This is a genomic window from Pseudomonas sp. 18-147 (genome assembly GCF_051048045.1).
In the GTDB taxonomy this organism is placed as follows: Bacteria; Pseudomonadota; Gammaproteobacteria; order Pseudomonadales; family Pseudomonadaceae; genus Pseudomonas; species Pseudomonas aeruginosa.
In genome coordinates this window covers 5,509,138-5,527,248 of record NZ_CP182296.1, presented here as the reverse complement: position 1 = coordinate 5,527,248, position 18,111 = coordinate 5,509,138, and the positions used below count along the sequence as shown (strand labels likewise).

Here is an 18,111-nt window from a genome sequence, read left to right as displayed (position 1 = left end):
GACGGCTGGCGCCGTTCACTAAGGCACCAGTGCGATGCAAGCCCTGTTCCTTGGCTGAGTCGAAAACGACGCCAGGGTTCCCCGGCCGGAGCCGACGGATCTTCCATCCACAGGATAACGCCGGAATGGGGGAAGGATGCACGGTCATCGGGCAGATCGATGTCCAGGGTCCAGACTGAAAGGGCACGCAGGCAAAACGAGGAGACAGCCATGCACATTCTCTTGACCGGCGGTACCGGCCTGATGGGGCGCCGTCTGTGCGCCCGCTGGCGACAGGCCGGACACCGGCTGACCGTGTTCAGCCGGCGGCCGCAGCAGGTGGAATCGCTGTGCGGCGTCGGCGTGCGCGGCATCGATCGTTTCGACGAGTACGGCGACCAGCCGCTCGACGCGGTGGTCAACCTGGCCGGCGAGCCGATCGCGGACAAACCCTGGAGTCACAAGCGCAAGGCCCTGCTGTGGGAAAGCCGGGTACGCCTTACCGAGCGCCTGGTGGAATGGCTGGACGCTCGCGAGCAGCGCCCGGACCTTCTGTTATCGGGTTCTGCGGTGGGTTGGTATGGCGACAGCGGCGAGCGCCCGGTGACCGAGGAGGGGGCGGCGGCCGGCGAGGATTTCGCCAGCGAGCTATGCCTCGCCTGGGAGCAGATCGCCCGCGAGGCGGAGAAGCTCGGCACCCGTGTCGTGCTGTTGCGCACCGGCCTGGTGCTGGCCCCCGAGGGCGGCTTCCTCGGGCGCCTGTTGCCGCTCTACCGGCTCGGCCTGGGCGGACCGCTGGGTGACGGCCGGCAATGGATGCCGTGGATTCATATCGAGGATCAAATCGAGCTGATCGATTTTCTTTTGCGGCGGCCCGATGCCAGCGGTCCCTATAATGCGTGCGCTCCCAACCCGGTGCGCAACCGCGATTTCGCCAAGGCCCTGGGCCGGGCGCTGCACAAGCCGGCGCGGATACCGACCCCCGGGTTCGTCCTGCGCCTCGGGCTGGGAGAAATGTCCGGATTGCTGCTCGGCGGCCAGCGAGCCTTGCCGCAACGCTTGCAGGACGCCGGCTACCGTTTTCAATTCACCGACCTGGACGTGGCGCTGGCCGATGTCCTGGACGCCCGACGAAAGGATCAGGCATGACCGAGAATGCCCTGCTGTTGCTCAACCTGGGCTCCCCGGATTCGACCCGGGTGGAGGATGTCCGCCGCTATCTCGACCAGTTCCTCATGGATCCCTACGTGGTCGACCTGCCCTGGCCGCTGCGGCGCCTGCTGGTGTCGCTGATCCTGATCAAGCGTCCGGCCGAATCGGCGCACGCCTACAGCTCGATCTGGTGGGACGAAGGGTCGCCACTGATCGTCCTCAGTCGTCGCCTGCAGGAGGCGATGAAGCCGCACTGGCCGCATGGGCCGGTGGAACTGGCGATGCGCTACGGCCAGCCGGCCATCGAGAAGGTCCTGCTCGACCTGGCGCGCCGCGGTATCCGGCGGGTGACCCTGGCGCCGCTGTATCCGCAGTTCGCCGACAGCACCACGACCACCGCCGAACAGGAGGTGCGCCGGGTGATCGCCGCCCATCGCCTGGGCCTGGAGGTCAGCACGCTGCCGCCGTTCTACGACCAGCCGGTCTACCTCGATGCCCTGGTGGAAAGCGTGCGTCCGTACCTGCAGCAGCCCCACGACCATCTGTTGCTGAGCTTCCATGGCTTGCCCGAGCGGCACATCCGCAAGCTGGTGAAGGATCCTGCCCACGACCTGCTGGCCGAGAACAGCCGCAACGTCAGCCCCGAAGCCCTCGCCCTCTGCTACCGCAGCCAGTGCCTGCGCACCGCCGAGGCCTTCGCCGAGCGCGCCGGCCTGGAGCAGGGGCGCTGGTCGGTGTCGTTCCAGTCGCGCCTGGGGCGCGCCAAGTGGATCGAGCCCTATACCGACGCCAAGCTCGACGAACTGGTGCAGCGCGGGGTGAAGCGCCTGCTGGTGATGTGTCCGGCGTTCGTTGCCGACTGCATCGAGACCCTGGAGGAAATCGGCATGCGCGGCCGCGAGCAGTTCATCAGTGCCGGCGGCGAGGACCTGGTGCTGATTCCCTGCCTCAACGACCACCCCGCCTGGGTCGGCGCCCTGGCCGAGATGAGCGGGCGCTTGGCCAGGCCGCTCTGAGAGCCTGTTCATGATCCGCTGCGCGGCGCGGTATGACGGCTTTGAAGTGCTCATTTGCCGCTCGTCAGCTCCGCTTCCCCGCCCAGCTCGCGAGATGCTGGACAGGCTCTGAGCGCATGCGGCGGCGAATGACCTGGCGGTCATTCGCCGGAACCCGCTTCCCGCATTCAGCAGTTCTATAGTCCCTTGCCCTGGGTATAAGCCCGGATGTTGCCGGCTTATCCTGCCTGTCGACCCTCCCTTCGCATCCGCCGCTTCGGCGGCGTCCAGGAGTTCGGCATGCATAACAACAATAACGGCTATCCCTCCAACCTTGCGGCCTGGACCACGGTGGCGATCCTCATGGTCGCCTATGTGCTGTCCTTCATCGACCGGCAGATCCTCAACCTGCTGGTCGGCCCGATCCGCCGCGACCTGGCCATCAGCGATACGGAAATGAGCCTGCTGATGGGCTTGTCCTTCGCCCTGTTCTACACCCTTTGCGGTATCCCGCTCGGACGCATGGCCGACAACCGCAGCCGGCGCGGCCTGATCCTGTTCGGCGTGCTGGTGTGGAGCGCGATGACCGCGGCCTGCGGTCTGGCGCGCAGCTATTGGCAATTCCTCACCTTCCGGGTCGGCGTCGGGGTCGGCGAGGCGGCGCTGTCGCCAGCGGCCTATTCGCTGATCGCCGACAGCTTCCCGCGCGAGCGTCGGGCGACGGCGATCAGCGTCTACTCGATGGGCATCTACCTGGGCTCGGGGCTGGCCTTCCTGCTCGGCGGGCTGGTGATCAAGTTCGCCTCGGCCCAGGGCGACGTGCATCTGCCGCTGTTCGGCGAGGTGCGCCCGTGGCAACTGATCTTCCTCATCCTCGGCGCCGCCGGCGTGCTCTTCTGCCTGTTGCTGCTGGCGATCCGCGAGCCGGCCCGGCGCGGAGTCGGCGCAGGCGTGGCGGTGCCGCTGGGCGAGGTCGGCGCCTACCTGCGGGCCAACCGCAAGACCGTGCTCTGCCACAACTTCGGTTTCGCCTGCCTGTCCTTCGCCGGCTACGGCAGCGGCGCCTGGGTGCCGACCTTCTTCGTCCGCACCCACGGCTGGGACGCCGGTCATGTCGGGGTGGTCTACGGCAGCATCGTCGCGGTGTTCGGCTGTCTCGGCATCGTCTTCGGCGGGCGCCTGGCCGACTACTGGGCGAAGCGCGGGCGTAGCGACGCGAACATGCGCGTCGGGCTGCTCGCCGCCTGGGCGGTGATTCCCTTCACCCTGGTCTATCCGCTGCTGGACAACGCCAATTGGGCGGCGGCGCTGATGGCGCCGACGGTGTTCTTCCTGAGCATGCCGTTCGGCGTGGCCCCGGCGGCGATCCAGGAGATCATGCCCAACTCGATGCGCGGCCAGGCCTCGGCGATCTACCTGTTCGTGGTCACCCTGTTCGGTCTCGGCGTGGGCCCGACGGCGGTGGCGCTGGTCACCGATTTCGTCTTCGCCGACGACATGGCGCTGCGCTACTCGCTGCTGCTGGTGACCCTGGCCGCGGTGCTCGGTGCGGTAGTCCTGCTGGGGATCGGCCTCAAGCCCTATCGCGCCAGCCTGGAGCACCTGAAGGACTGGAGCCTGCGACGGGAAGGCGAGGGCGGCGAGGATTGGAAGGCGTCCCGGCAGCCGGCCTGACTCAGTAGGTGAGGATCACCCGCACGGTATCGCTGTAGGTACCGGCGGGGACGTTGCCCTGGGCCGGGTTGACGATGGCCCGGTACGGCACGTTCTGCGCGGCGCCGCTACCGGTGCCTGCCTGGGTGTTGCTGGTGGTCCAGACCGTCGAGTCTCCCGGTTTGTAGAGGTTGTACTGGATCGCGTTGGCGCCGCTGAGCATTCGCCGCCAGCCGCCGCTGAAGTTGTTGCCGTTGTCGAAGCCGATGGTATAGGTGGCGTTCAGGGTGCAGCGCACGCCAATGTTCTGGTTCACCGCGGTGAAGGCCGAGACCAGCGCGGCGCTGCCGAAGCTGAGGTCCGGAGCGCTGTCGATGAAGCAGTCCTTGAGCACCGTCAGGGTAACGTTGACGCTGCTGCTGGCGGTGCCGTCGTCGTATACGCAGACTGGGCCGATGCCCGCCGCGCACAGGTGCCAGGCCCAGTTCAGGCCGATGGTATCGGTATAGGTGCCGGCCGGCAGGGTCACCCCGGTGGCGGTGCGCAGGTACAGCGGCAGGCTGCCGTCGGTGGCGTTGAACAGGCCGAGGATGCCGAGGAAGGTGGTGCTGCTCCAGCGTACCGTCGAGCCGACGTTGTAGACGGTGCCGCAGCCGTTGTCCTTGCAGATACTGTAGGGCAGGTAGGTGCCGCTGGCGGCGTTGTACAGCCGCGGCGTGGTGCCCAGCGGATTGGCGGTGCTGGCGATGGTCGCGTCGATGGTGTTGGTGCTGAGGATCGACAACAGGCTGCCGGTGCACTTGAAGCCGGTGGTGCCGGTGATGGTCTGGGCGGTGCTGGCCACGGTGAACGAGCTCAGGCTGCCGAAATTGCCGGTGCCGGAGCTGGTGGTGCAGGCGGCGAGCAGCAACGGGCTGGCGCAGAGCGTAGCGAAGCCGAGCAGGCAGGCGGACGTGGAGTGGCGGCTCATGGCGTATCTCCGATCGGGGCCGAGCAGGTCAGCGGGCCGACCTGGCTGACGGTGGGTTTGCGCGTGTCCAGGCGGAAGCGTGCCTGGCAGGCCCGGCCGTCGGGGCGGACCACGCGTAGCTGGTTGTCGCTTTGCAATCCTTCGAAATAGACCTGGCCGTCCCAGCCGACGCTGGCGCGCTGGCCGCTGCCGGTTTCTTCGGCCTGGCTGCCCAGCGGCAGCGGTTCGCCGCGCTCGTCCACCAGGTTGATGCTGGCGGCGACTACGGCACGGATCGGGAAATCCAGCAGCAGGCCGCTGCCCTGGCGTACCGCCACGCGCTGCTCGACTTCGGGCGCGCTGACGTTGGCCGGAAGGTCCAGCGGCTCGATCTGGAACTTCGCCGGGTAGTAGGCCGCGACCCAGGGCACCAGCAGGTGGCCGTTGTCGTCGGTGCTGCCCATCAGTTGGTTCTCGTAGCGGATCGGCACCTGTGGATAACCCTTGGTGCTGACCAGGACGAAGGCGTCGTTGATCCGGTTGCTGGCGAACACGGCGTTGTCCATCCATACCAGCGAGCCGCTGAGATCGGCCCAGCGCGTGTAGTTGCCGGTCTCGCCATAGAGGCCGCCCTGCAGTTGCACGTTCTGCATGCGCCAGGTCAGGTCGGCCTGCTGGTAGCGGCTGGCGCCGCCGCCATAGCCGAGGTTCCAGCCGAGGCCGCCCTGGCTCGGCGTGGAGCGGCTCCAGATCACCCGCTCGCTGTAGCGCCGGTCGCTGTCGCGGGTGACGCCGATGTTCAGCAGGCCGTTGATGTCGAAGGGAATCACCAGTTGCATCAGCGCGCTGTAGCCGTCGCCGTCGAGATCCTTGTTCAGCGCCAGGTAGAAGCTGCTGCGGCTGCCGATCGGGCGGCTGTAGGAGAGGTTGGCCAGGCGCGTGCGGCTGCCGTCGCGGGCGCGGATGTCGAAGTAGCCGGTACCGATGGTGCCCTGCTCGTCGAAGGTCAGGCTGGCGGTAGCCTGGTCGGTGCGCCGGCTCAACTGGTACTCGCCGTCCAGGGTGCCGAGGTCGCCATAGCCGGCGCTGCGCTCGATGTGTTGCAGGCTGAGGCCGAGCCGTCGCGAATAGTAGGAGTAGCCGAGCAGGTATTGCTGGCCGCTGTCGCCCTGGCCGTCGCTGCCGCTGGCCGCCAGGCTGAGGGTGCCGAAGGTGGCCACGGCGATGTCGCCGCCGATGCCGAGCAGGCGCAGGTCGCTGGCGGCCTCGGCGTGGGTGGAGAGGGTCAGGCGGTCGCTGACGCCGTAGCGATAGATGCCGCTGGCGGCATTGTCGGCATAGGAGAAGTTGCGCAGGCCGTAGTCGTCGCGCAGACGCCCGACGGACAGGTCGAAATCGCTCAGGCCGCGCGCCAGCAGGGTGTTGGATACGTAGAACGGCAGGCTGGTCACCACTTGTCGGCCCTGGGCGTCGGTGGTCACCACCGTGGCTTCGCCGGCTCCGTTGATATACGGCACGTTGCTGATGGCGAAGGGACCGGGTTGCAGGTCGGCGCTGCTGGCCTTGTAGCCGTTGATGAACAGGTCGACGGTGCTGGGCACTGCGGCCTGGCCGTCGAAGCGCAGCAGCGGATAGGTGACCAGGTCCGGACGTACGCCGAAGTTGCGGGCGAAGCGAAAGCCGCCCATGCGTACCGGGGTGGTCCAGTTCAGCGCGCCGTTGACGTAGTCGCCCAGTTGGTAGCTGTGCATGTTGCGTTCGTCGTTGTACAGCCAGTAGGTGTCGTAGCGCAGGTAGCGGCTGTCGAGGTTGTCGGCGTCGCCGAAATAGCGGGTGTAGACGCCGGTGTTGGAGATCACCCCGAAGCCGTCGAACAGGCGTTGCTCGAGCAGCGCGGAAAGCCAGGGCGTGGCACCGTCGGCGGGGTCCGAGTAGTACAGGTCGTAGTTGAACAGCGCGCCGAGGCTGCTGCGCGCCGGGGCACGGGCGACCAGTCCGGGATCGTCGAAGCGCTGCTCCGGCAGCCAGTCCGGCGGCACTTGCAGGTGCAGTTGCTGGCTGGCGCTGTCATAGTCCGCCCGGACCTCGGGCAGGGCGTCCACCGCGACCTGTCCGGCGGGGTTGCCAGGCAGGCGCACGCCGGCTTCGCGCAGGGCCGCGGCGTCGAGCAGGTAATGGCCATCGGCGGCGTTGACCGGCACCACCTGGCCGCTGTCGCGGCCGTTGATCACCAGTTCCAGGTAGTAGAGGACGTTGCCGCCGCCGGACGGAGCGGGTTGCGGCGGCGGCAGTCCGGCCAGGTAGTCCGCCGCATGGACAGGGGAGAGCAGCGCCAGGCCGATCAGTAGCGAGCGGTGGCGGCGAGAGCGCCGCTGACACGGGCGAGGCACGGGACCGACGTCCGCCTCAGTACCCGGGAACGCTGATCGGCGCGTCGTTGTCCGCCAGTTGCAGTTTCAGGGTCATGCCGGAGTCCGGCAGCAGCCCCGGCGGCAGCGGCCAGCGCATCTGCCGGCCGGGCAGCACGTAGCCGAGAAGGCCGTCCAGCAGCGCCAGGCTGCGGCCGTTGCCCTCCCAGCGGACATGGCTGAGGCGGGCGTGCACGCTACCCTCGTTGCGCACCTGCAGGTAACGCTTGCCCTGTTCCTCGACCAGCCGCCAGGCCAGTTTCGGCCGGGTCGCGTCGGCCGGGTCGCGCTCGACATCGCTACGCGGCTGGGTCCAGACGCCGTCGGCGCTGACGAACAGCGGTACCGAATAGCGCATCTGGAACTGCAGGGCGAGACCGGGGCTTCGTTGCGTCTGCCCCGCGTCGCCGTCGTGCACTTCGTCGATCAGCACCCGGTAGGCGTCCTCCGGCGTGCTGGGCTGGCCGCCCTGGCGGATCAGCCGGACCAGTTGCCGGCGGCCCGGCTCGACCTTGACGAAGGGCGGGCTGGGAATCACTGCCTGCTGGTTGCGATAGACGTCTTGGAAATCCGCCTGGGACCAGCCGAGCACGCGCACCTGCAGGGTCACCGGTTGCTTGCCGCGATTCTCCAGCCACAGCGCCGTGGCCGGCTGGTCGGCTTCGATGGCCGGGTTGATCGGCCAGATCAGCACCGCACTGGCGGCCTGTGCCGGGCCGCCCAGGAGCAGCGCCAGCAGCGCCGCAAGCCAGCGGCTGGGGCGGAGAGGTAGGTGTGGACTGGGCATGTGATCCTCCATGACGGCTCAGAACGAAAGGGTGACGGTGACGGTATCGCGGTAGTTGCCGGCGGACGGCAGGCTGCCGACCGCGAACAGGCGCGCGTATACCGTGTAGGTCTGGGTGCTGGCGGGAAAGTTGGCGATGGTCCGCGCGAGTGCCCCGTTGCCCCAGACCTGGGAGTAGGCGGCATCCTGGTAGAGCTGGTAGGCGAGGGTCTCGTTGCCGCTCACCCGCTTCAGGTAGCGCTGGCTGCTGCTGCCGCCATTGACCCCGTAGTCGAGGGCGACGGAGACGGTCATTCCCGGAGTGCAGGTCAGGACGATGGAGCCGGCCCCGGAGCTGCTGGCGACGTTAACCGGACTGGCCAGGTTGCCGAGGGTGCCGAAGCTCAGGGTGCCGAGGTCATAGGCGTTGTCGCTGATGGCGGTGCCGAAGGCGCAGCCGTTGGCGACCACCGCCTGGACCTGGAATGCGCGGCTGATCGGCGATGGATCGGCATGCGCGACCAGGCTCGGCAGCGGGAGCAGGAGAAGCGGCAGGAATAGACGCCGGCTGGACATCGGCATCACCAGCTGATGGTCACGTTGACGGTGTCGCGGTAGGTCCCGGCGACCGGCGTGGTCTGTGCCGGCACCAGGCCGTAGATGGGATACCACTGGTCGTTGCCGTTGCCGGTGGCGGCAACGCCGGTGGTGTTGTCCCAGACGATGCCGCCGGGGCGGTCGCTGTACAGGTTGTAGGTCAGGGTGAGGGCGGTGTTGGCGATGTTCGCCATGCGCCGCGTGGCGACGCTGCCGTAGAGCCCGCCGTCGAGCGTGATCGCATAGGTCTGGCCGCTGACGCACTTGACCCGGATGGAGCCTGCGCCTTGCTGGCTGGTGGCGCTGATGGCGTTGTTCAGGGAGGCGTACTGGCCGAAGTCGAGGGTGCCGAAGGTGATCGCGCCACCGCTGCCGACGCTACCCGCTTCGCAGGCCGGGAGCAGCGTGGCGCTCAGGACGATGGTGGCGGTCTGCGCGTTTGCCGGGTTGCAGCCGAGCAGGCAGAGCAGTCCTCCGGCGAGGTAGCGGTTCAGGCTCATCGGTCCCCCCAGGACCATGCTGCCCGGCGCCGCGCCTGGCGGCGCGTCTTACCAGGCGATGGTGACCAGCAGGGTGTCGGTGTAGGTCCCCGCCGTCGGCGTGGGCGTGCTTTGCCCGGTGGGCACCACGCGGCCGTAGAGGGGGATGTTGACTGCGGTGCCGGTGGAGACCGAGGAAATGTCCACCGGTGTGTTGGCCTGGATCAGCGCGCTGCGCGCGGCGTCCGAATAGATGTTGTAGGCGATGGTGCTGCTGGTGGTGGTGGTGTTCTGCATGTAGCGCTGGCCGCCGCTGGCGTGCAGGCCTGCGTTCACCGTCAGGCTCGGGGTCAGGCCGGTGCTGCACTGGATCTGGATATTGCCGCTGGTGCCGACGGTCTGCGCGTCGACCACGTTGGTAAGGTCGGAATGGCTGCCGAAGTCCAGGGTTCCCCACTGGTTGATACCGCCGCTGACGCTGCCGTTGATGATGGTGCAGCCGGCACCGATGACCATCTGCACGCCGACCTGGCCGATCAGCGTACCGGCGGCCTGGGCGGTGCCCAGCAGGCTGGCGCAGGCACAGAACAACAAGACTGCCGGAGTGCGTTTATTCATCTCTAACTTCCTGTCGATAACGAATGTCGGTGGCGCAGGACGATGTTGGCGGATAAATAAAGTTCCCACGACTTTAAATGATCGGCCTTATATATCCGCCAAACTCGAAGTTCATGGCTGGCGACGCGCCGGGTGCGGCGCAGAGCGGCTCGCCAGTCATGCTTGACTGGCTATATAGCAGCGCGAATAAGCCTCTGCCAGTTAGATGACGTGATTATTTGGAAAATACAGGGAAGTTTAATTACAAAGTAGTAAGCGATTGGCTACATGCTTTTGAAAATAACGTGGCGGGTGGAAAATGGACGGAACAGCGAAGTGTTCCGTCCGTTGTTTTCAGTGTGAATCCTTGTGTTGTTCGTCGAGCGCCTTGTTCTGCCAGCCGTCGTTGCCCGGCAGCAACAGGTTGAGGACGATGGCGACGATGGCGCACAGGGCGATGCCCTTCAGGCCGATGTCGTCGGGGCCGGTACCGCTGCCGATCAGCACGCCGCCGATGCCGAACACCAGGGTCACCGAGACGATCACCAGGTTGCGTGCTTCCGAGAGATCGACCTTGTGCCGGATCAGGGTGTTCATGCCGACCGAGGCGATGGTGCCGAACAGCAGGCAGAGGATGCCGCCCATCACCGGTACCGGGATGCTTTGCAGGATCGCGCCGAACTTGCCGACGAAGGCCAGGGTGATGGCGATCACCGCCGCCCAGGTCATGATCTTCGGGTTGTAGTTCTTGGTCAGCATCACTGCGCCGGTGACTTCCGCGTAGGTGGTGTTGGGCGGTCCGCCGAACAGGCCGGCAGCCGAGGTGGCCAGGCCGTCGCCGAGGAGAGTGCGGTGCAGGCCGGGCTTCTTCAGGTAGTCCTGGCCGGTGACGCCGCCCACCGCGATGACCCCGCCGATATGCTCGATGGCCGGGGCCAGGGCCACCGGGACGATGAACAGGATCGCCTGCCAGTTGAATTCCGGCGCGGTGAATTTCGGCAGTTCCAGCCAGGGTGCGGCGACGATCGCGGCGGTGTCGACCACGCCGAAGACGAACGACAGGGCGAAGCCGACCAGCACGCCGGCGATGATTGGCACCAGGCGGAAGATACCCTTGCCGAATACCGCCACCACCAGGGTGGTGAGCAGCGCCGGCATCGAGATCATCATCGCGGTGCGGTACGGCAGCAACTCGCTGCCGTCGCCGGCCTTGCCCATCGCCATGTTCGCCGCGATCGGCGCCATCGCCAGGCCGATCGAGATGATCACCGGGCCGATCACCACCGGCGGCAGCAGTTTATCGATGAAGCCGGTGCCCTTGATCTTCACCGCCAGGCCCATGAAGGTGTAGACGAAGCCGGCGGCGACTACCCCGCCCATGGTCGCGGCCAGGCCGAACTGGCCCTTGGCGAGGATGATCGGGGTGATGAAGGCGAAGCTGGAGGCGAGGAACACCGGTACCTGGCGCCCGGTCACCAATTGGAACAGCAGGGTCCCGAGGCCGGCGGTGAACAGCGCGACGTTGGGATCCAGACCGGTGATCAGCGGCATCAGCACCAGCGCGCCGAAGGCGACGAACAGCATCTGCGCGCCTGACAGCACCTGGCGCCAGAGCGGCTCCTGGAAGGCATCGCCCATGTTCAGGCTTCCTTCTGCTTGGTACCGAAGATCTTGTCGCCGGCGTCGCCCAGGCCCGGAATGATGTAGCCGTTCTCGTCGAGCTTCTCGTCGATCGAGGCGGTATAGATGATCACGTCCGGGTGGGCCTGGCGTACCGCCTCGATGCCCTCGGGGGCGGCGACCAGCACCATGGCGCGGATTTCCTTGCTGCCGGCCTTCTTCAGCAGGTCGATGGTGGCGACCATCGAGCCACCGGTGGCGAGCATCGGGTCGATGATCAGCGAGCGTCGCTCGGCGATGTCCGGCGCCAGTTTTTCCAGGTAGGTGCGTGCTTCCAGGGTCTCTTCGTTGCGGGCGACGCCGACCGCGCTGACCTTGGCGCCGGGAATCAGGCTGAGCACGCCGTCGAGCATGCCGATGCCGGCGCGCAGGATCGGCACCACGGTGATCTTCTTCCCGGAGATCTTCTCCACCGTCACCGGGCCGGCCCATCCGGGGATTTCGTACTGTTCCAGGGGCAGGTCCTTGGTCGCCTCGTAGGTCAGCAGGGCGCCGACTTCCTGGGCCAGTTCGCGGAAGTTCTTGGTGCTGATATCGGCACGGCGCATCAGGCCCAGTTTGTGGCGGATGAGGGGGTGGCGGATCTCATGTACGGGCATGGGCGACTGTCTCCAACGGGGGGCGGGCAAAAAAATTGCGCTAGCGTAATGCATTCCGCACAGTCTGGACCATTATTCTGATTCGCACTCGACCGCCGGGGGTTGCCCGATGGCGACCGGATGAGTACCTTTGCCGACTTTTTCTCAGCCCAGCCAGGGAGAAGCACCATGTCCGTCGATCTCGCGCACATCCGCCAAGTCAGGGCGGAAGCCGACTGCCTGTTCAACAACGACGAGGTCGAGGCAGCCATCGGTCGCGTCGCCGAGGCGATCAACCGCGATCTCGGCGAGACCAACCCGGTGGTCTTCTGCGTGATGAACGGCGGCCTGATCTTCTCCGGCAAGCTGCTCCCGCTGCTCGACTTCCCCCTCGAACTGTCCTACCTGCATGCGACCCGTTACCGCAACGAGACCTCCGGCGGCGAACTGTTCTGGAAGGCCAAGCCGGAAATCTCCTTCATCGACCGTGATGTGCTGATCATCGACGACATCCTCGACGAAGGGCACACCCTCTCGGCGATCATCGACTTCTGCAAGCATGCCGGCGCACGCGCAGTGCACACCGCCGTACTGGTGGACAAGGAACACGAGCGCAAGGCCCGGCCTGACCTCAAGGCCAGCTTCACCGGCCTCTACTGTGCCGACCGCTACGTGTTCGGCTACGGCATGGACTACAAGGGCTACTGGCGCAACGCCGCGGGCATCTTCGCGGTCAAGGGGCTCTGAGATGGCCGGACCGCGCTACCTCGACCAGCAATTGTTCGCCGAACTGGCGAGCGGGGCGGGTAACGCGCCGCGTGGTCGCCAGCATCACAACTTCCACCGCATGGAGGAGCCCTGCCATCGCATGGCGGTGGGCCTCCAGCCGAATACCTACATCCCGCCGCACCGGCACCTGGATGCGGGCAAGGCCGAGGCGCTGATCGTGCTCAAGGGCCGTCTCGGCCTGCTGGTCTTCGCCGAGGACGGGGAACTCCTCGACAAGCGCGAGTTGAGCGCCGCTGGGGACTGCCCCGGTGTCGACCTGCCGCCCGGGGTGTTCCATGCCCTGGTGGTGCTGGAGCCGGACAGCATCCTGTTCGAATGCAAGGCCGGGCCTTACCGCCCGCTCGGCGAAGGCGAGTTCGCCAGTTGGGCGCCTGCCGAAGGCAGCGCCGATGCGCCGGCCTACCGGGACTGGATGCGCGCCCAGTTCGCCTGAGCGCTTCGCTTCGGCGGCGGGTCGGCAGCCATGCTAGAGTGCCGGCTCGCCCTGTCCGGAGGTCCCGATGTTCGCCCGTAGCCTGTGCGGCTCCCTGCTCCTGTTCGTCAGTCTGGCCGGCCTGGCCGCCGAGAATCCCCCGATGCACGCGCGCTTCCTGCCGCCCGACGACGGCCAGTTGCGCCAGGAGGCGCCGGAGCAGCAGCAACTGATCCAGATCACCGAGTACAGCGTGGTGCTGGGCAACCAGCGGCAGTCCAACCAGCAGCCGATCCCGATCACCACGCCGACCCTGCTGCGCCTGAAGGGCAAACCGCTGAGCAAGGGCGCGACCCTGGCCCAGGTGCTGATCCAGTTCGACAGCGAAGGCAAGAGCCTGAAGAAGCCGGTCTACGATGCCGGGACCCGCACCCTCACGCTCAACTACCCGTTGGCGCAGTACCCGGCGTTGCTCGACCTGCTGCGCAACCAGACGGTCTATTGCCAGTTCCTCGCCTATCCCAACGGCCATGTCTGGGCGGACCTGCACACCGGCGCGGTACGCGCGCGTTGAGCCTCGCCGCGCGCCGGGAGTAAACTGCCTGGCCTTATCCCGCGCCGGGCGAGCCCGGCCCCAGAGCCGTTGAGAGAAAGCGATGCGCAAAGACAAGAAACAGATCATTGGCGAAGAGATCAGTGACGAGTCGATCAAGCTGTTCCTCGGCGTCGAGCCGGCCGACGACACCCCCCCCTCGCTGCACAAGCTGATCAAGGCCTATCGCGGTCTGCGCATCGACGACTTCGAGCGCTTCCTCACCTTCTTCCGCGAGGCCGGCTACGATCTCGACGCGCGCGACGCCAAGGGCAACGACTTCGTCGCCCTGGTCGCCGACCAGCGCCAGGCCGTGCCCTACATCGAAGCGCTGCAGGCGGCCAAGGGCGCCTGAGCCGGCCATGCAGCGAAAAGCCCGCCCTTCGGCGGGTTTTTTCGTTGCGCGGTCCGCCGAGTCACGCCCGTCGGAGAACGCCAGCATCCGAATGGCGGCTGGTGGTGGCAAGGGTCGATAGACGCCGCGCGGGCCCCGCCGCGGTCGCGGATCGCCAGGGCGGCGGGGAAGGGCGAATGGCCAGGACTGCGTTATTCGCTCTGCGAGAGGCTGCCTGTCGGCTGCTGCTTTTCTACACTCACAGGAAAAACAGCCTGCCGAGGTTCCCATGTACGTCCAGCCCTACGTCTGCTTCAACGGCCGTTGCGAAGAGGCCCTGCGTTTCTATGAACACGCCATCGGTGCCAGGGTGAGTTTCCTGTTCCGTTTCGACGAGGCGCCCGGTCCGGTGGTGGTGCCCGAAGGCTGGTGCGACAAGGTGATGCACGCCAACCTGCAGATCGGCGACAGCCAGATCATGGCCTCGGACGGGCACGGGCCGGCGTTGCAGCCGATCTCCGGGATTTCCCTTTCACTGAATACCCGCGACCCGCAGCAGGCGCGGCGCTGCTATGACGCCTTGCTGGAGGACGGCGGGCGGGTCGAGCTGGAGTTGGGCAAGACCTTCTGGTCGCCCTGTTTCGGTACCCTGGTGGACCGTTTCGGGGTGTCCTGGATGATCAATTGCGAGGCCGGCGCCTGACTCCACAAATGAACAAGCCGCCCGAAGGCGGCTTGTTCCGTAGCGCGGCTCACTCGGCGTTGACCGGGGCCTGCACGTCGTTCTTCGCGGTCAGTTCCAGCACCTCGCTGCAACGGCTGCTGACGCTGCGGTACAGCTCGGCGTCGCTTTCCAGCTCTTTCTCGCGAGCCGGGAAGATTTCCTTCAGCTTGGCGCTCCACTCCGGCGAGCGGGCCTGCTCCGGGAAGCAGCGCTCGATCAGGCCGAGCATGATCGAGACGGTCACCGAGGCGCCCGGCGAGGCGCCCAGCAGGGCGGCGATGGAGCCGTCGTGGGCGGCCACCAGCTCGGTGCCGAACTGCAGGATGCCGCCTTTCTTCGGATCCTTCTTGATGATCTGCACGCGCTGGCCGGCGACTTCCAGGCGCCAGTCCTCGGCCCTGGCTTCGGGGTAGAACTTGCGCAGGGCTTCCAGGCGCTGTTCCGGCGACTGCATGACCTGGCCGATCAGGTAGCGGGTCAGGTCCATGTTGTCGCGGGCCACCGAGAGCATCGGCAGGATGTTGCCCGGGCGTACCGACAGCGGCAGGTCGAGGAACGAGCCATGGCGCAGGAACTTGGTGGAGAAACCGGCATAGGGGCCGAACAGCAGGGATTTCTTGCCGTCCACCACGCGGGTGTCCAGGTGCGGCACGGACATCGGCGGCGAGCCGACCTCGGCCTGGCTGTAGACCTTGGCCTGGTGCTGCTTGACGATTTCCGGGTTGTCGCAGCGCAGCCACTGGCCGCTCACCGGGAAACCACCGAAGCCCTTGCCTTCCGGGATGCCGGAAAGTTGCAGGAGCGGCAGGGCGCCGCCGCCGGCGCCGAGGAAGACGAAGCGTGCCTGGATCTCGCGGTCGCCGCCGTTACGGGTGTCCTTGACGGTGACCCGCCAGCCGTTATCGGCGCGGCGCAGGTGGGTGACCTTCTGGTTGTAGCGGATCTGCGCGCCCGGCTGTTGCGCCAGGTGTTGCAGGAGCTGGTTGGTCAGGGCGCCGAAGTTGACGTCGGTACCGCCCTCGACGCGGGTCGCGGCGATCGCTTCGTCGGCCGGACGACCCGGCATCATCAGTGGCATCCACTCGGCGAGGGTGGCCTTGTCCTCGGAGTAGACCATGGTCTCGAAAGCGTGGTGCCTGGTCAGCGATTCGAAGCGCTTCTTCAGGTAGGCGATGCCTTCACTGCCGCGCACGAAGCTCAGGTGCGGTACCGGGTTGATGAAGGTCTTCGGCGAGCCGAAGGTGCCCTTGGCGACCAGGTGCGACCAGAACTGCTTCGACACCTCGAACATGGTGTTGATGCCCACGGCTTTCTTGATGTCGATGCTGCCGTCGGCCGACTGCGGGGTGTAGTTCAGCTCGCACAGGCCGGCGTGGCCGGTGCCCGCGTTGTTCCACGGGTTGGAGCTTTCGATCGCGCCGGACTCCTGGAGTTCGACGACTTCCATCTTCAGGTTGGGGTCGAGTTCCTTGAGCAGGACCGCCAGGGTCGCGCTCATGATGCCGGCGCCTACCAGCAGCATGTCGACTGTTTCGTGATCGTTTTGCGCCATTAACGCTTCTCCAAAATCTTCAGCACCAAATTGACGACAGACGGGGCGGGGCCGAGGCCGGTACGGGCCGGCAGGCAGCGGCGGAGGGAGCCGTCATGTCCGATTCTTCGCAACAACGGCGGGACGCCGGGCGTCATCGCCTATGGATGCCGGGCGCGGGGCTGGCGATCTGGCAGCCTGGCTGGCCCATGCGGGCATCCGGTCGTGCAAGCACATTCGCGACGGAACGGGCCGTCAGGCTCTGGTCATGAGGTATCCGCTGCGGTCGCGTCTGCGGGGGGCTGTTTCAAGCGCTAATGGCGCACTTACCGACGCAAAACTCTTCATTGCTCGCCACACTCTCGTGAAGTAGTGAAATACCTTCGATCCACGCTCTTTTGGAGACATGGGCCGGAAGGGCTCGTCTGTCGCGGGCATGCCTTCGCAGAATCGTGCGGGGTCATGCGGCATTCCTTGCCGAAAAACTCGCTACAGGCGTTTCAGGGCGTCTGCCTCATGGGGCAGCGCTCTACTGGCGGCTCTCTGTGGGGGGATGGCGCGGGGGCCGGAACCCGATCAGGAGGCGTCCTTATAATCGGGGGGCGATTATAACGGTGAAAATCAAAAAATACCCCGCTCCTTAGACTTTTTTCCCATTCCCGGTCACGAAGTGCCCGCCGGCGAAAGCCCCCTGGGACAATCCGCCGCGCCGTATCTGCCAAACGCCGGGCATGCGTGCCCTGCGCCACCTGCCACAGGCGAGGAACCGCGCCCCGTGGCGAACGTCCAAGGCAATGCTGCGGTGCTTTCGCGGCGCCGTTATACTGCCGGCCATTCGTGCCCAACCCATGGAGAGATGAGCATGCTGCATCGCCTGTTGCTCAGCCTGATGACCGCAAGCGCCCTGGTTCTCGGCGGCTGCGCCCTGAGCCCGCAACAACTGGACCCGCAACCGGTCCTTAAAGGACCGTTGACCGCAGTCGGCCATGGCCAGCCGGTGGTGGTCAAGGTGGTCGATGGCCGTCCCGGCCCGTCCCTGGGCACTCGCGGCGGCCTCTACGCCGATACCAGCACCCTGACCGTCCGTAGCGAGGACGTGGTGCCCAAGCTCCAGGCCCAGGCCGAGACGGCCGTGCGCCTGCTCGGCTACACGCCTTCGGCCAACGCCTACAACGCGCCGCAACTGACCCTGACCCTGGCCGAGCTGAAGTACCAGTCGCCGAAGGACGGCGTCTACGTCACCCAGGCCGACATCACCGCGACCTTCCGCGCCGACGTGCAGAACAGCAGCCGGCGCTACACCGGTCGCTATGGCGCCTCGCTGAACCAGCGCTTCGGCATGGCGCCGAACCAGGCGACCAACAGCAAGCTGGTCAGCGAGGTGCTCAGCGACGCCCTGACCCGCGTGTTCAAGGACCCGACCATCGCTCAGACCCTCGGCCAGCAATGAGCCGGCGGTAACGAGAAAGCCCGGCGGATGCCGGGCTTTTTCATGCGCTCGGGAAACTCAGGCGGCCTGGTGGAACGGGTCCGGCTCGCCGATGCTGATGCGTTCGTCGGTCTCAGGCAGGTCGAGGTGTTCATGGCCGCAGGCGGTGCAGTACACCAGCCAGCGGTCGTCCTGGACATTGAAGGAAAGATCGACGATCACGGCCTCGATCTCGTCCAGGTGGTCGATCAGATAGTTATGTTCGTGGGGTGCGGTTTCCAGCATGACGACTCTCCTGTGTTGTCGTTTGCCTGGGTGGGGTTCTGTGACCGGCAAAGCACTTTCAGACTAGTCGGTCACTCTGGCGAGGCCGCGCCTTTTTTAGACGGATTGCTGCTAACCGCTGCGCTTCGTCGCGACAACCCGGGTGCCGCTGGCCGTCGCTCATGCATTCTGGATAGAATTCG

19 protein-coding genes are annotated in these 18,111 nt (G+C 66.5%); 9 read left to right on the top strand and 10 right to left on the bottom strand.

Going from position 1 to position 18,111, the window contains the following annotated elements; translation table 11 throughout:
* Window positions 1–210: 210 nt before the first annotated feature.
* The 3 genes from ACM0M4_RS26200 to ACM0M4_RS26190 all read left to right on the top strand — a co-directional run bounded on the left by ACM0M4_RS26200 (window position 211) and on the right by ACM0M4_RS26190 (window position 3,800).
* Window positions 211–1,128: a TIGR01777 family oxidoreductase gene (locus ACM0M4_RS26200; RefSeq protein ID WP_003114699.1), complete on the top strand. Its 918-nt coding sequence runs from the start codon at window positions 211–213 to the stop codon at window positions 1,126–1,128.
* On the top strand, window positions 1,125–2,147 hold the full coding sequence (gene hemH, locus ACM0M4_RS26195) for a ferrochelatase (protein ID WP_003099324.1): 1,023 nt from the start codon (window positions 1,125–1,127) through the stop codon (window positions 2,145–2,147). The genes ACM0M4_RS26200 and hemH overlap by 4 nt, the downstream gene beginning before the upstream one ends.
* Before the next feature lie 279 nt (window positions 2,148–2,426).
* Window positions 2,427–3,800 carry a spinster family MFS transporter gene (locus ACM0M4_RS26190; RefSeq protein WP_003099328.1) on the top strand — a complete coding sequence of 458 codons (1,374 nt, stop codon included), beginning with the start codon at window positions 2,427–2,429 and terminating at the stop codon, window positions 3,798–3,800.
* Between the two features lies 1 nt (window position 3,801).
* Here ACM0M4_RS26190 and ACM0M4_RS26185 read toward each other — a convergent pair whose 3' ends face one another.
* From ACM0M4_RS26185 to upp, 8 genes are all read right to left on the bottom strand, one after another.
* On the bottom strand, window positions 3,802–4,749 hold the full coding sequence (locus ACM0M4_RS26185) for a Csu type fimbrial protein (RefSeq protein ID WP_003099330.1): 948 nt from the start codon (window positions 4,747–4,749) through the stop codon (window positions 3,802–3,804).
* A complete protein-coding gene (locus tag ACM0M4_RS26180) occupies window positions 4,746–7,118 on the bottom strand; it encodes a fimbria/pilus outer membrane usher protein (RefSeq protein ID WP_054380031.1) in 2,373 nt (790 codons plus the stop codon). The genes ACM0M4_RS26185 and ACM0M4_RS26180 overlap by 4 nt, the downstream gene beginning before the upstream one ends.
* A 16-nt stretch (window positions 7,119–7,134) precedes the next feature.
* Window positions 7,135–7,923 (bottom strand): fimbrial biogenesis chaperone, encoded by a 789-nt coding sequence (locus tag ACM0M4_RS26175; RefSeq protein ID WP_054375775.1) that lies wholly within the window; start codon window positions 7,921–7,923, stop codon window positions 7,135–7,137.
* A gap of 18 nt (window positions 7,924–7,941) precedes the next feature.
* The gene (locus ACM0M4_RS26170; RefSeq protein ID WP_004352708.1) at window positions 7,942–8,484 is read right to left on the bottom strand and encodes a Csu type fimbrial protein; all 543 of its coding nucleotides are present in this window, start codon (window positions 8,482–8,484) and stop codon (window positions 7,942–7,944) included.
* Window positions 8,484–9,017: a Csu type fimbrial protein gene (locus ACM0M4_RS26165; RefSeq protein WP_003123421.1), complete on the bottom strand. Its 534-nt coding sequence runs from the start codon at window positions 9,015–9,017 to the stop codon at window positions 8,484–8,486. The genes ACM0M4_RS26170 and ACM0M4_RS26165 overlap by 1 nt, the downstream gene beginning before the upstream one ends.
* A 30-nt stretch (window positions 9,018–9,047) precedes the next feature.
* Entirely contained in the window at window positions 9,048–9,596 is a 549-nt protein-coding gene (locus tag ACM0M4_RS26160; protein ID WP_003117437.1) for a Csu type fimbrial protein, read from the bottom strand.
* A 333-nt stretch (window positions 9,597–9,929) separates the two neighbouring features.
* The gene (locus ACM0M4_RS26155) at window positions 9,930–11,213 is read right to left on the bottom strand and encodes a uracil-xanthine permease family protein (protein ID WP_003094970.1); all 1,284 of its coding nucleotides are present in this window, start codon (window positions 11,211–11,213) and stop codon (window positions 9,930–9,932) included.
* A gap of 2 nt (window positions 11,214–11,215) precedes the next feature.
* Window positions 11,216–11,854, bottom strand: coding sequence for a uracil phosphoribosyltransferase (upp, locus tag ACM0M4_RS26150; protein WP_016562364.1), 639 nt, complete (start codon window positions 11,852–11,854; stop codon window positions 11,216–11,218).
* Window positions 11,855–12,022: 168 nt separating this feature from the next.
* Here upp and ACM0M4_RS26145 point away from each other — a divergent pair, with 168 nt between their 5' ends.
* From ACM0M4_RS26145 to ACM0M4_RS26125, 5 genes are all read left to right on the top strand, one after another.
* Window positions 12,023–12,580, top strand: coding sequence for a hypoxanthine-guanine phosphoribosyltransferase (locus ACM0M4_RS26145; RefSeq protein WP_003099341.1), 558 nt, complete (start codon window positions 12,023–12,025; stop codon window positions 12,578–12,580).
* Window position 12,581: 1 nt separating this feature from the next.
* A complete protein-coding gene (locus tag ACM0M4_RS26140) occupies window positions 12,582–13,055 on the top strand; it encodes a WbuC family cupin fold metalloprotein (protein WP_003094965.1) in 474 nt (157 codons plus the stop codon).
* 67 nt (window positions 13,056–13,122) lie between these two features.
* Window positions 13,123–13,608 carry a hypothetical protein gene (locus tag ACM0M4_RS26135; RefSeq protein WP_003094962.1) on the top strand — a complete coding sequence of 162 codons (486 nt, stop codon included), beginning with the start codon at window positions 13,123–13,125 and terminating at the stop codon, window positions 13,606–13,608.
* Between the two features lie 82 nt (window positions 13,609–13,690).
* Window positions 13,691–13,981 carry a PA4642 family protein gene (locus ACM0M4_RS26130; RefSeq protein WP_003099343.1) on the top strand — a complete coding sequence of 97 codons (291 nt, stop codon included), beginning with the start codon at window positions 13,691–13,693 and terminating at the stop codon, window positions 13,979–13,981.
* Window positions 13,982–14,249: 268 nt separating this feature from the next.
* Window positions 14,250–14,663 (top strand): VOC family protein, encoded by a 414-nt coding sequence (locus ACM0M4_RS26125; RefSeq protein ID WP_003094957.1) that lies wholly within the window; start codon window positions 14,250–14,252, stop codon window positions 14,661–14,663.
* Window positions 14,664–14,712: 49 nt separating this feature from the next.
* Here ACM0M4_RS26125 and mqo read toward each other — a convergent pair whose 3' ends face one another.
* Window positions 14,713–16,236 carry a malate dehydrogenase (quinone) gene (gene mqo, locus ACM0M4_RS26120; protein ID WP_003141615.1) on the bottom strand — a complete coding sequence of 508 codons (1,524 nt, stop codon included), beginning with the start codon at window positions 16,234–16,236 and terminating at the stop codon, window positions 14,713–14,715.
* A gap of 841 nt (window positions 16,237–17,077) precedes the next feature.
* Here mqo and ACM0M4_RS26115 point away from each other — a divergent pair.
* On the top strand, window positions 17,078–17,665 hold the full coding sequence (locus tag ACM0M4_RS26115) for a YajG family lipoprotein (protein ID WP_003094953.1): 588 nt from the start codon (window positions 17,078–17,080) through the stop codon (window positions 17,663–17,665).
* 57 nt (window positions 17,666–17,722) lie between these two features.
* Here ACM0M4_RS26115 and ACM0M4_RS26110 read toward each other — a convergent pair whose 3' ends face one another.
* Window positions 17,723–17,929: a hypothetical protein gene (locus ACM0M4_RS26110; protein WP_003094951.1), complete on the bottom strand. Its 207-nt coding sequence runs from the start codon at window positions 17,927–17,929 to the stop codon at window positions 17,723–17,725.
* Window positions 17,930–18,111 lie beyond the last annotated feature (182 nt).